The organism is Stenotrophomonas sp. 17(2023) (genome assembly GCF_030345315.1).
In the GTDB taxonomy this organism is placed as follows: domain Bacteria; phylum Pseudomonadota; class Gammaproteobacteria; order Xanthomonadales; family Xanthomonadaceae; genus Stenotrophomonas; species Stenotrophomonas acidaminiphila.
Genome location: NZ_CP128405.1, coordinates 3111120 through 3123437 on the forward strand (window position 1 = coordinate 3111120; position 12318 = coordinate 3123437).

Genomic DNA, 12318 nt, shown 5'->3' on the forward strand with positions numbered 1-12318 from the left:
TGCCGGACGCGAGGCGCCCTGTTCCCCAAAGCAGGCGGGAGGCATGCCGCCTCCCGCTGCTTAAATTACTGTGACTGGCCCGGGCATGCCAGCACAGGCGTCACATCCGCTCAGGCCGCCGCCTCCAGCCGCGCACGGCGCCGCATGCGCACCGCGTCGGCCAGGCGCTCGAGCACCTGCACGGTGCTGTCCCAGCCGATGCAGCCGTCGGTGATGCTCTGGCCGTAGACCAGCGGCTGGCCTTCGACCAGGTCCTGGCGGCCGCCGACCAGGTGGCTCTCGATCATCACCCCGACCACGCGCGACTGGCCCGCCTCCAGCTGGCCGGCGATGTCCTCGATCACCTGCGGCTGGTTCTCCGGCTTCTTGCTGCTGTTGGCGTGGCTGGCGTCGATCATCAGCCGTGCCGGCAGCTGCGCCCGGGCCAGTACTTCGCTGGCGGCCTGCACGCTGGCCGCGTCGAAATTGGGCAGCTTGCCGCCACGCAGGATGACGTGGCAGTCCGGGTTGCCGCGGGTGGCGACGATGGCGGTGCCGCCGTCCTTGGTGACCGACAGGAAATGGTGCGGATGCGAGGCCGCGCCCACCGCGTCGGCGGCGATCTTCACGTCGCCGGTGGTGCCGTTCTTGAAGCCCACCGGGCACGACAGCCCGGAGGCCAGCTCGCGGTGCACCTGGCTTTCGGTGGTGCGCGCGCCGATCGCGCCCCAGGCCACCAGGTCGGCGATGTACTGCGGCGAGATCACGTCGAGGAATTCCACGCCGGCCGGCAGGCCCAGCCTGTTGATGTCGCGCAGCAGGCCGCGCGCCACGCGCAGGCCCTTGTTGATGTTGAAGCTGCCGTCCAGGTCCGGGTCGTTGATCAGCCCCTTCCAGCCGACGGTGGTGCGCGGCTTCTCGAAGTACACGCGCATGACGATTTCGAGTTCGCCGCCGAGCGCGTCGCGCAGCGGGCGCAGGCGCTGGGCGTAGTCCATCGCCGCCACCGGGTCGTGGATCGAGCAGGGGCCGACCACCACCGCCAGGCGGTCGTCATGGCCATGCAGGATGCGGTGCAGCGCGGCGCGGGCGTCGGCCACCGTCTGCGAGGCCTGCTCGTCGCAGGGCAGCAGCGAGATCAGCTGGGCCGGCGGGGTCAGCGGGTCGAGCCGGCGGATGCGAAGGTCGTCTGTGTGGGGGGGCATTGCGGGGTCTCCGGTTCAAAGCGTGATGGGGCCCCAGCGGAAGGCGGCATGAAAAAAGCCGCCAGGTTCGCTGGCGGCTTTTCGGGAATGCGTCTGAAAGTTTCTTCAGGGTGAGCGCAGTCCTTCCTCCGCCAGCGGCTTCGGAAAGTAGTACCAGAAGTAAAAGCTGGCGCGGGTTGCGTTCATGGGCAGCATTGATAACACGGTTTTTTGTGCGATGCGACAGTTTCAACCGCAACCGGGATTCACCACCGGGGCGCGATACTTGTGGCCATCTCCACCCGCCATGCCCCGCGAGGCCCGGCCATGAACAACGACACCCTGCTGCAGATCGCCTGCCCGCACTGCAATGCCATCAACCGGCTGCCCGCCGCACGGCGCGAGCAGTCGCCCGCGTGCGGACGCTGCCACCGGCCGCTGTTCGCCGCCACGCCGGTGGTGCTCGACGCCGCCGCCTTCGAGGCCCACGCGCAGCGCTCGCAACTGCCGCTGCTGGTCGATTTCTGGGCGGCCTGGTGCGGCCCCTGCCGGCAGATGGCGCCGGAGTTCGCCAAGGCGGCCGCGCAGCTGGAGCCGCTGGTGCGCCTGGGCAAGCTCGACACCGAGGCCGAACCGGCCCTGGCCTCGCGCTTCGGCATCCGCAGCATCCCGACGATGGTGCTGCTGCACGACGGCCGCGAGCTCGCGCGCCAGTCCGGCGCCATGCCCGCCAGCGCCATCGTGCAGTGGGTACGCCCGTACCTGCCGCGCTGAGCGGCGGGCGCGGGCAAAAAAAGAACCCCGCCTCGCGGCGGGGTTCTTTCGTACAACGGCAGCGGTGAGGCTGCGGCGGACTTAGAAGTCCATGCCGCCCATGCCACCCATGCCGCCCATGCCACCGGCAGCAGCCGGCTCGTCCTTCTTCGGGGCCTCGGCCACCATCGCTTCGGTGGTGATCATCAGGCCGGCGATCGAGGCGGCGTTCTGCAGCGCCGAACGGGTCACCTTGGTCGGGTCCAGGATGCCGAACTCCAGCATGTCGCCGAACTCGCCCGAGGCGGCGTTGTAGCCGAAGCTGCCGGAGCCTTCCTTGACCTTGTTGACGATGACCGACGGCTCTTCGCCGGCGTTGGCGACGATCTCGCGCAGCGGCGCTTCCATCGCGCGCAGGGCGATCTGGATGCCGTGGTCCTGGTCTTCGTTGGCGCCCTTCAGGCCGGCCAGCGCGGTGACCGCACGGATCAGGGCGACGCCGCCGCCCGGCACCACGCCTTCCTCGACCGCCGCACGGGTGGCGTGCAGGGCGTCGTCGACGCGGTCCTTCTTCTCCTTCATTTCGATCTCGGTCGAGGCGCCGACCTTGATCACGGCAACGCCACCGGCCAGCTTGGCCACGCGCTCCTGCAGCTTCTCGCGGTCGTAATCGGAGGTGGTGTCCTCGATCTGCACCTTGATCTGCTTGACGCGCGATTCGATGGCGGCGGCATCGCCGGCACCGTCGATGATGGTGGTGTTTTCCTTGGAGACCTGCACCTTCTTGGCGCGGCCCAGGTCCTTGATGGTGGCCTTCTCCAGCGACAGGCCCACTTCCTCGGAGATCACGGTGCCGCCGGTCAGCACGGCCATGTCTTCCAGCATCGCCTTGCGACGGTCGCCGAAGCCCGGGGCCTTGACCGCCACGACCTTGACGATGCCGCGGATGGTGTTGACCACCAGGGTCGCCAGCGCCTCGCCTTCGATGTCCTCGGCGACGATCAGCAGCGGCTTGCCGGCCTTGGCCACCCCTTCCAGCACCGGCAGCAGGTCACGGACGTTGGAGATCTTCTTGTCGTGCAGCAGGATGAACGGGTCGTCCAGGTCGGCCGACTGGCCCTGCTGGTTGTTGATGAAGTACGGCGACAGGTAGCCGCGGTCGAACTGCATGCCCTCGACCACGTCCAGCTCGTTCTCCAGGCCCGAGCCTTCCTCGACGGTGATCACGCCTTCCTTGCCGACCTTCTTCATCGCTTCGGCGATGATGTTGCCGATCGACTCGTCGGAGTTGGCCGAGATGGTGCCGACCTGGGCGATGGCCTTGTCGTCGGCGGTGGGCTTGGAGATGTTCTTCAGCTCGGCGACGGCGGCCACGACGGCCTTGTCGATGCCGCGCTTGAGGTCCATCGGGTTCATGCCGGCGGCCACGGCCTTGGCGCCTTCGCGGATCAGGGCCTGGGCCAGCACGGTGGCGGTGGTGGTGCCGTCACCGGCGTTGTCGTTGGTCTTGGAAGCGACTTCCTTGACCATCTGCGCGCCCATGTTCTCGAACTTGTCGGCCAGTTCGATTTCCTTGGCGACGGACACGCCGTCCTTGGTGATGGTCGGGGCGCCGAAGCTCTTCTCGAGCACGACGTTGCGGCCCTTCGGGCCCAGGGTCGCCTTGACGGCATTGGCGAGAATGTTGACGCCGCGCACCATGCGCGAACGGGCGTCTTCACCGAAACGGATATCCTTGGCAGCCATTGCTTTACCTCAGTGGATCAGGGTTTAAGGGGTCTTGTGGAGTCGTCTGGAACGCGGCTCAGCCGATCACGGCCAGCACGTCGTCCTCACGCAGCACCTTGTACTCGACGCCATCGGCCTTGTAGGTGGAACCGGCGTACTGGCCGTAGATCACCTTGTCGCCGGCCTTCAGCGCCGGGGCGCGGACGCTGCCATTGTCCAGCGGCTTGCCGGGGCCGACGGCCACGACTTCGCCCTTGGTGGACTTTTCCTTGGCCGAATCGGGGATCAGGATGCCACCGGCAGAGACTTCCTCGGCTTCGATGGGCTTGACCACGACGCGGTCGTGCAGCGGCTTGATGCTCATGTGAGACCTCTTGATGTTGTTGATTGGTCTGGAAAGTCCGGTGGTCGCCACCCCGCCGGGCGGCAGCGGCGACGCCACGCCTAAAAACGCCCGTCACCGGGCTTGGCTGGGAAATGGGGACCGCCGGCGGGCTTTCAAGTGCCTGAACCCAACTTCCTGCGCCGCCGCCACCGCTGGCCCCGGCGGCGGCGGCGGCGGCATCTGCGACAATGCCCCGGATGGACGCCCGCCTTGTCTTCTGCACCTGCCCCGACGCCGCCACGGCCCAGGCACTGGCCCGGCTGCTGGTCGAGCGGCGCCTGGCCGCCTGCGTGAACTTGTTGCCGCAGATACAGTCTGTGTATCGCTGGCAGGAGCGGATCGAGCAGGCGGAGGAAGTCCAACTGCTGATCAAGACCACCGCCGACCGCCTGGAAGCGCTGACGGCGGCGCTCCTGCAGCACCATCCGTACGAATTGCCGGAAATTCTGGCGGTTTCCCCCAGCGCCGGCCTGCCGGCCTACCTGGACTGGATCCGGGCCCAGACCCGCGAGGACACCTGACTTGAAGATGCTGTTGCGCCGTTTCACCGCCCTGTGCCTGCTCACCCTCTGTGCCTTCCCGGCCCTGGCCCTGGACGAAAAGGACCTGCTGCCGGTCGACAAGGCCTTCGTCCTCCAGGTCCAGGCGGACACGCGCGACCGCATCGAGCTGCGCTGGGACATCGCCCCGGGCTACTACCTCTACCGCCACCGCACCAGCGTCAAGGCCGGGCCCGGGTTCAGCGCCGGCGCGCTGCAGATGCCGGCCGGCGAGAAGAAGCACGACGAGTTCTTCGGCGACGTCGAGACCTACCACCGGCAGCTCAAGGCCACCCTGCCCGGTACCGCCGACCCCGGCGCCGGGACGGTGACGCTGGAGGTGCGCTACCAGGGCTGTGCCGATGCCGGGGTGTGCTACCCCCCGCAGAAGCGCACCGTCGAGGTCCGGCTGCCCGGCGCCAGTGCCGGTGCCGCGGCCGCGCCGGCCGGCGGCGCACCGCTGTTCAACCCGCTGGCGCGCAACGATGGCGGCGGCCTGAAGCTGCCGGGCAGCGCCGCCACCCAGTCCCTGCCGCTGCCCTCGGAACAGGCGTTCGGCTTCGAGGCGATCGTCGATGACGGCAACCGCCTGCTGCTGCGGTTCACCCCCGCGCCGGGCTACTACCTGTACCGCGACCGCACCTCGCTGGCGCTGGAGGGCGCGGCCGGGATCCGCACCGGCAAGCCGCAGTGGCCGGCAGGCACCTCGCACCGCGACGAGCACTTCGGCAACGTGGTGGTGTACTTCGACCAGGTCGATGTACCGCTGCCGCTGCACCGCGAACGCGCCGATGCCAGCCCGGCGACGCTGGTGGCCACCTTCCAGGGCTGCCAGACCGACGGCATCTGCTATCCGCCGATGACCCGGCGGGTCCGACTGGCGCTGCCGGCCGGCAAGGTCTCGCCCAGCGGCGAGGCGATGGTCACCCCGCTGGTGATCACGCCGCTGCCCAGCGGCCGCAAGCCGGCCGACCCGGCGGCCATCGACCCGGCCAACCCGCCCGCCCCGCAGCCGCTGGTGGTCCGCTCCAACGACAACGGCGGCGGCGTGCCCGCGACCACCCCCGATGCCTCGGCCGACAACGCCGGGCGCAGCCAGCCGCCGGGCAACGCCGGTGAAGGCGATTCGCTGGCGTGGATCCTGCTGCTGGCGCTGGCCGGCGGCCTGGTCCTGAACCTGATGCCCTGCGTGCTGCCGGTGCTGTCGCTGAAGGTGCTGGGGCTGGCGCAGAGCGGCGAGAGCCGCCAGCACGCCCGCCGCCATGCGCTGTGGTACACGCTGGGGGTGCTGGTCGCGTTCACCGCCATCGGCGCACTGGTACTTGCACTGCGCGCGGCCGGGCAGGCCGCCGGCTGGGGCTTCCAGCTGCAGCACCCGTGGTTCATCGCCGCGCTGGTCTACCTGATGTTCGTGGTCGGCCTGAGCCTGAGCGGCGTGTTCACCCTGGGCGGCAACCTCGGTGGCGTCGGCCAGTCGCTGGCGCAGCGCCAGGACGCGGCCGGCGATTTCTTCACCGGCGTGCTGGCCTGCGTGGTCGCCAGCCCGTGCATCGCCCCATTCATGGGCCCGGCGCTGGCCTATGCCTTCACCGCGCCGGCGGCAGTGGCGATGCTGGTGTTCCTGGCCCTGGGGCTGGGGCTGGCGCTGCCGTTCCTGCTGATCGGCTTCGTGCCGGCGCTGGCCCGGCGCCTGCCCAGGCCCGGCGCCTGGATGGAAACCTTCAAGCAGGTGCTGGCGTTCCCGATGTACCTGACCGCGATCTGGCTGCTGTGGGTGCTGGGCAAGCAGCGCGGCATCGACGCGATGGCGCTGCTGCTGGCCGGTGCGGCGCTGCTGGCGCTGGGGCTGTGGTGGTTCGAGCGCAACCGCTGGCGCAGCCGCCGCGCGGGCATGGCGCTGGGCGTGGTGCTGGTGCTGCTGGCGCTGGTGCCGGTGTGGGGCGTGACCCGCATGGAACCGCCGGCACGCGCGGCCAGCGAAGGCACCGTGGCGTACTCGCCGGAAATGCTCGACCGGCTGCGCGCGGACAACCGCGTGGTGTTCGTCAACATGACCGCCGACTGGTGCGTGACCTGCAAGGCCAACGAACGCAACGTGCTCGACCGCGACACGTTCCGCGACACCCTCAAGCGGGTGGACGCGGTGTACATGCACGGCGACTGGACCAATGTCGATCCGCAGATCAGCGCGTTCCTGGAACAGCACAAGGCCGTGGGCGTGCCGCTGTACGTGGTGTACGGGCCGGGCGCGCCGCCGCGCGTGCTGCCGACCGTGCTGACCCAGGCCATCGTCGAGGACGCGCTGCTGCGCGCGGCACGCTGAGATGCGCAGCGCGGCATGGTGGGTGGTGGGCATCGCCGCGGCGGCCGGACTGGCCGCCGGCGCCTGGCTGACCCGGCCCGCGCTGCCGTCGATGACCGAGCCGTCGACGGCCCGTCCGGCCACGCCGGCCGCGGCACCCGCGGCGCTTGCCCCGGGCGACCGGGTGCCCGCCTTCACCCTGCCCGACCTGGACGGCATGCCGGTTCGGTTCCCGGACCGCTTCCTGGGCCGGCCGCTGCTGATCAACGTGTGGGCCAGCTGGTGCGCGCCGTGCATCGAGGAAATGCCGGAACTGGCGCGCTTCGCCGCCCGCCACGCCGACAGCGGCCCGCAGGTGGTGGGCCTGGCACTGGACACGCACGAAGCGGTGCTCGATTTCCTCGGCAACGTGCCGGTCTACTACCCCATCGTGCTGGAGCCCCCCGGCCCGGCCGACGCCAGCGTCAAGCTCGGCAACCGCCAGGGCCTGCTGCCCTACAGCGTGCTGATCGACGCGCAGGGGCGCGTGGTCCGGCAGAAGCTGGGCCCCTTCAAGGCCGGGGAGATCGAGGCGTGGGCCGGGCTGGACGAAGAAGCGCGCTAACCGCGGCGAACGTGACGCCAACATCCGCCAGCAGGCCGCCCCCATGGCGCCGGCACAGCGCCCCGCGGACGCCACGCACATGCGTCCACACGACGCCCCGGGCACCCGGCGGGGGCTCCCGGCAATTTCAAACAATCGATTAAAACGCCGCCAATTTCGCCGAACTGGACAGTATTCCCCGGTTCGCTCACACTGCCGCCCTTTCCCGCCCACCGCTGGCCCATGGCAAAACTGCTGGTCCTCCACGGCCCCAACCTGAACCTGCTCGGCACGCGCGAGCCGGAGGTCTATGGACACACCACGCTGGCCGACATCGATGCCGCGCTGGCGCGGCAGGCACAGGCGGCGGGGCACGCGGTGGAGAGCCTGCAGTCCAACGCCGAGCACGTGCTGGTGGAGCGGGTGCAGGCCGCGCGTGGCGATGGTACCGGTTTCATCCTGATCAACCCGGCCGCCTTCACCCACACCTCGGTGGCGCTGCGCGACGCGCTGGCCGCGGTGGCCATCCCGTTCATCGAGATCCACCTGTCCAACCCCCACGCCCGCGAGCCCTTCCGCCAGCACAGCTATTTCAGCGACAAGGCGGTCGGCGTGGTCTGCGGCTTCGGCGCGGACAGTTACCGCTACGCCATGGACGCGGCACTGCTGCGGCTGTGACCCCCATTCCCGGGCGGTGGGCGCGAGCGCGCCACCGCCTACACCACCCAAGAGGCATCCTATGGACCTGCGCAAAATCAAGAAGCTGATCGACCTGCTGGAAGAGTCGAACCTGGCCGAGATCGAGATCAAGGAAGGCGAGGAATCCGTGCGTCTGTCGCGCACCCCGGTCGGCGGCTACGTGCCGGCGCCGGTGATGGCCGCCCCCGCCCATGTCGCCGCGCCGGCCGCCGTGGCCGCGCCGTCGATGCCGATGAGCTCGCCGACCGAGGCGTCCACCGGCGGCACCGCCAAGCCGGGCAACGCCCTGCCGGACGGCCACGTGCAGCGCGCGCCGATGGTCGGCACCTACTATGCGTCGCCGTCCCCGGACAAGCCGCCGTTCGTCAGCGTGGGCCAGCAGGTCAAGGCCGGCGAGACCCTGGCGATCATCGAGGCGATGAAGATGTTCAACCCGATCGAGGCCGAGGTGTCCGGCACCGTGGTCGCCATCCTCGGCGAAACCGGCAACCCGGTGGAGTTCGACCAGCCGCTGTTCGTGATCGCCTGAGGCGCCGGCCATGCTCGACAAGGTCGTAATCGCCAACCGGGGTGAAATCGCGCTGCGCATCCTGCGCGCGTGCCACACCCTGGGCATCCGCACGGTCGCGGTGCACTCCACCGTCGACCGCAACCTCAAGCACGTGGCCATGGCCGACGAGTCGGTCTGCATCGGCCCGGCGCCGTCGTCGGAAAGCTACCTCAACATCCCGGCGCTGATCGCCGCGGCCGAGGTCACCGACGCCCAGGCCATCCACCCCGGCTACGGCTTCCTCTCCGAGAACGCCGATTTCGCCGAGCGCGTGGAGCAGTCCGGCTTCATCTTCATCGGGCCCAAGGCCGACACCATCCGCCTGATGGGCGACAAGGTCGAGGCGATCCGCGCGATGAAGGCCGCCGGCGTGCCGTGCGTGCCCGGCTCGGGCGGCCCGCTGGGCGACGACCCGGCGACCAACGTCAAGATCGCCCGCGAGATCGGCTATCCGGTCATCGTCAAGGCGGCCGGCGGCGGCGGCGGCCGCGGCATGCGCGTGGTCCACACCGAGGGTGCGCTGGTCAATGCCATCGCCACCACCAAGCAGGAAGCCAAGGCCGCGTTCGGCAACGACATGGTCTACATGGAGAAGTTCCTGGAGAACCCGCGCCACGTGGAGATCCAGGTGCTGGCCGACGGCCAGGGCAACGCCATCCACCTGGGCGAGCGCGACTGCTCGATGCAGCGCCGCCACCAGAAGGTGGTGGAGGAAGCACCGGCACCGGGCATCACCCCGGAACTGCGCGAGGAGATCGGCAAGGTCTGCGTGGAGGCCTGCATCCGCATCGGCTACCGCGGCGCCGGCACCTTCGAGTTCCTGTTCGAGAACGGCCGTTTCTACTTCATCGAGATGAACACCCGCATCCAGGTGGAGCACCCGGTGACGGAGATGATCACCGGCATCGACCTGGTCGCCGAGCAGCTGAAGATCGCCGCCGGCCACAAGCTGTCGATCAAGCAGAGCGACATCAAGATCAACGGCCACGCGATCGAGTGCCGCATCAACGCCGAGGACCCGGAAACCTTCTTCCCGTGCCCGGGCACCATCACCGGCTTCTACCCGCCGGGCGGCCCCGGCGTGCGCGTGGACACGCACATCTACGGCGGCTACCGCGTGCCGGCCAACTACGACTCGATGATCGGCAAGCTGATCGTGCACGGCCCGGACCGCGACACCGCCATCGCCCGCATGCGGGTGGCGCTGAGCGAGATGGTCGTGGACGGCATCAAGACCAACGTCGCCCTGCAGCAGCGGATCATGCGCGACAAGGGCTTCCAGGCCGGTGGACAGAACATCCACTACCTGGAAAAGCGCCTGGCCGAGCGCAAGAACCAGTCGATCGCGCTGACCTGAGCGCGGCTCGTCGAGGGTGAAGGAAGAAGGCGGGGAAACCCGCCTTCTTCCGTCTGCGCGGCCGCACGCACGCGCCGCGGCGACGGGCACCACGGCACCCGTGGCCGGCAGGAGAAGGAAAACATCCGCAGCCTCGTCTAGGATGCCCGCTTCCGTTCCGCTGTCGCCGCCATCCCCATGCCTTTCCTCGAACTCACCCTGCGCTGCACCGAAGCCACCCAGCCCCGCTACGAAAACGCCCTGGAGGACGTCGGCGCGCTGGCGGTGACGATGCTCGACGCCGATGCCGACACCAGCAACGAGCGCGCGATCCTGGAGCCGGGCGTGGGGCAGACGCCGCTGTGGAACGAGCTGGTGCTGACCGCGCTGTTCCCGGCCGAGACCAACGCGCTGGCGCTGCTGGCCGCGCTGGAGGCGTTCGACGCCGGCCTGGACTGGAGCAGTGCCGGGTTCCGCGCGGTCGAAGACGAAGACTGGGAGCGCGCCTGGCTGGACCAGTTCCAGCCCATGCGGTTCGGCCAGCGCACCTGGATCGTGCCGTGGAACCATGAACTGCCCGAAGCGGCGCAGGCCGCCGACGCCGCGGTGGTGCGGCTGGACCCGGGCCTGGCGTTCGGCTCCGGCACCCACCCGACCACCGCGCTGTGCCTGCGCTGGCTGGACCAGCTCTCGGCCGAGGGCGAACTGCAGGGCCGCACCGTGCTCGACTTCGGCTGCGGCTCGGGCATCCTGGCCCTGGCCGCGCTCAAGCTCGGCGCCGCCGCCGCGGTAGGCGTGGACAACGACCCGCAGGCGCTCACCGCCACCGCCGACAACGGCGAGCGCAATGGCGTGCACATCGCCGCCTGGTTGCCGCAGGACGAGCCGGCGGCGACCTATCCGGTGGTGGTCGCCAACATCCTGGCCTCGGCGCTGGACGCACTGGCCGAGCTGTTGGCCGCACGCGTGGCACCCGGTGGGCGCATCGCCCTGTCCGGCATCCTGCACGGCCAGGAAGGCGAGCTGCTGGAACGCTACGCCCCCTGGTTCGAGCAACTGGAAGCCGTGCAGGACGGCGACTGGATGCGCATTACCGGCGTACGCCGTGCTTGAATGAGCGCAGTGTCCAGGACCGACCTGCCATGAGCGAAGAAACCACGCCGCCCCGCCCTTCGCTGGCCACGCTGCTGCGCAGCGGGGCCACGCCGCGGCCCGCCGGGGCGGACGCCATGGACACCGGCAGCCAGGTCGATGCCGGTGCCGACGCCGGTGCCGCGAACACGATCCCGCCCGCGGCCGCGGAGCCACCGGCCGAGGCGCAGGACATCGGCGGCGGCGAGCCGGATGCGCGGCAGGACGGGGACAGCGCCCCACTGGAAGGCGGCATCGCACCGGACTTCCTGCGCCGCCCGGCGATGGCGCCGGCGGCGATCCGCCGCACGCCGCGCTGGCAATGGCTGCTGCTGCTCGCACTGGCGCTGCTGCTCGCCGTCCAGGTGGTGCTCGCCGACCGCGCCACGCTGGCCGCCCGCGCAGGTTGGCGCCCGCTCGTGGCCGGGCTGTGCACGGTCCTGCGCTGCACCCTGCCGCCCTGGCACCAGCCCACGGCCTACACCATGCTGCAGCGCGAAGTGCGGCCGCTGCCCGGGCGCCCGGGCGTGCTGCAGGTGCAGGCCAGCTTCCGCAACGACGCGCGCTGGGCGCAGGCCTGGCCGGCATTGTCATTGTCGCTGTCCGATGCCGACGGCCGCGTCATCGGGCGCCGCCTGCTGCAGCCGCGCGACTACCTGGGCGCCGCGCACGACCCCGCGCAGCGGCTGGAACCGGGGCAGAGCGCGCAGATCGCGTTCCTGCTGCGCGAACCCTCGGCGGCCACCGTGGCCTACGCGTTCGAGTTCCGCTGACCGCGCCGCCTGCCGTGGCGGCCCCCTCGTCCACGCGCTAGACTCCCCTCCCCATGCCGGGCGCGGCCGCGCCGGCTCCGCTGAATCCGGGAAATCCCTTGAACGCTGCCCCACCCCGTCCTGACAACAGTCGTGGCGCTCCGAAGCCGCCGCTGCGCGAACACGTCGCCCAGTCCGTGCGCCGCTACCTGCGCGATCTGGATGGCTGCGACGCCGACGATGTCTATGAAATCGTCCTGCGTGAGATGGAGATTCCGCTGTTCGTGGAAGTGCTCAACCACTGCGAGGGCAACCAGAGCCGTGCCGCGGCGCTGCTGGGCATCCACCGCGCCACGCTGCGCAAGAAGCTCAAGGAATACGGGCTGGCCTGAGCCCT

13 protein-coding genes are annotated in these 12318 nt (G+C 70.1%); 10 read left to right on the forward strand and 3 right to left on the reverse strand.

Annotated features, from left to right (window positions below; genetic code table 11):
• Nucleotides 1–110 precede the first annotated feature (110 nt).
• A complete protein-coding gene (locus QQA12_RS14025; protein ID WP_056932484.1) occupies nucleotides 111–1184 on the reverse strand; it encodes a 3-deoxy-7-phosphoheptulonate synthase in 1074 nt (357 codons plus the stop codon).
• Nucleotides 1185–1490: 306 nt separating this feature from the next.
• On the opposite strand from QQA12_RS14025, the gene trxC reads away from it, so the two are divergent.
• Nucleotides 1491–1937, forward strand: coding sequence for a thioredoxin TrxC (trxC, locus tag QQA12_RS14030; RefSeq protein WP_226049635.1), 447 nt, complete (start codon nucleotides 1491–1493; stop codon nucleotides 1935–1937).
• Nucleotides 1938–2018: 81 nt separating this feature from the next.
• On the opposite strand, the gene groL is transcribed toward trxC, so the two are convergent.
• Nucleotides 2019–3662 carry a chaperonin GroEL gene (groL, locus tag QQA12_RS14035; RefSeq protein ID WP_054667742.1) on the reverse strand — a complete coding sequence of 548 codons (1644 nt, stop codon included), beginning with the start codon at nucleotides 3660–3662 and terminating at the stop codon, nucleotides 2019–2021.
• 58 nt (nucleotides 3663–3720) lie between these two features.
• Nucleotides 3721–4008: a co-chaperone GroES gene (locus tag QQA12_RS14040; RefSeq protein ID WP_054667743.1), complete on the reverse strand. Its 288-nt coding sequence runs from the start codon at nucleotides 4006–4008 to the stop codon at nucleotides 3721–3723.
• A gap of 209 nt (nucleotides 4009–4217) precedes the next feature.
• On the opposite strand from QQA12_RS14040, the gene cutA reads away from it, so the two are divergent.
• From cutA to fis, 9 genes are all read left to right on the forward strand, one after another.
• A complete protein-coding gene (cutA, locus tag QQA12_RS14045; protein ID WP_226049636.1) occupies nucleotides 4218–4550 on the forward strand; it encodes a divalent-cation tolerance protein CutA in 333 nt (110 codons plus the stop codon).
• Between the two features lie 7 nt (nucleotides 4551–4557).
• The gene (locus tag QQA12_RS14050; RefSeq protein ID WP_226049954.1) at nucleotides 4558–6891 is read left to right on the forward strand and encodes a protein-disulfide reductase DsbD; all 2334 of its coding nucleotides are present in this window, start codon (nucleotides 4558–4560) and stop codon (nucleotides 6889–6891) included.
• Between the two features lies 1 nt (nucleotide 6892).
• The gene (locus tag QQA12_RS14055) at nucleotides 6893–7474 is read left to right on the forward strand and encodes a TlpA disulfide reductase family protein (RefSeq protein WP_226049637.1); all 582 of its coding nucleotides are present in this window, start codon (nucleotides 6893–6895) and stop codon (nucleotides 7472–7474) included.
• Nucleotides 7475–7696: 222 nt separating this feature from the next.
• Nucleotides 7697–8131, forward strand: coding sequence for a type II 3-dehydroquinate dehydratase (aroQ, locus tag QQA12_RS14060; RefSeq protein WP_054667749.1), 435 nt, complete (start codon nucleotides 7697–7699; stop codon nucleotides 8129–8131).
• 61 nt (nucleotides 8132–8192) lie between these two features.
• Nucleotides 8193–8681, forward strand: coding sequence for an acetyl-CoA carboxylase biotin carboxyl carrier protein (gene accB, locus QQA12_RS14065; RefSeq protein ID WP_054667750.1), 489 nt, complete (start codon nucleotides 8193–8195; stop codon nucleotides 8679–8681).
• Nucleotides 8682–8691: 10 nt separating this feature from the next.
• Nucleotides 8692–10059, forward strand: a complete 1368-nt coding sequence (gene accC, locus QQA12_RS14070; RefSeq protein ID WP_104939698.1) for an acetyl-CoA carboxylase biotin carboxylase subunit — start codon at nucleotides 8692–8694, stop codon at nucleotides 10057–10059.
• Between the two features lie 177 nt (nucleotides 10060–10236).
• Complete coding sequence (gene prmA, locus QQA12_RS14075) at nucleotides 10237–11151, forward strand: 50S ribosomal protein L11 methyltransferase (protein ID WP_054667753.1); 915 nt, start codon at nucleotides 10237–10239, stop codon at nucleotides 11149–11151.
• A gap of 29 nt (nucleotides 11152–11180) precedes the next feature.
• Nucleotides 11181–11942, forward strand: coding sequence for a DUF3426 domain-containing protein (locus tag QQA12_RS14080; RefSeq protein ID WP_082394166.1), 762 nt, complete (start codon nucleotides 11181–11183; stop codon nucleotides 11940–11942).
• A 98-nt stretch (nucleotides 11943–12040) separates the two neighbouring features.
• Complete coding sequence (fis, locus tag QQA12_RS14085; RefSeq protein ID WP_054667755.1) at nucleotides 12041–12313, forward strand: DNA-binding transcriptional regulator Fis; 273 nt, start codon at nucleotides 12041–12043, stop codon at nucleotides 12311–12313.
• Nucleotides 12314–12318: the final 5 nt, after the last annotated feature.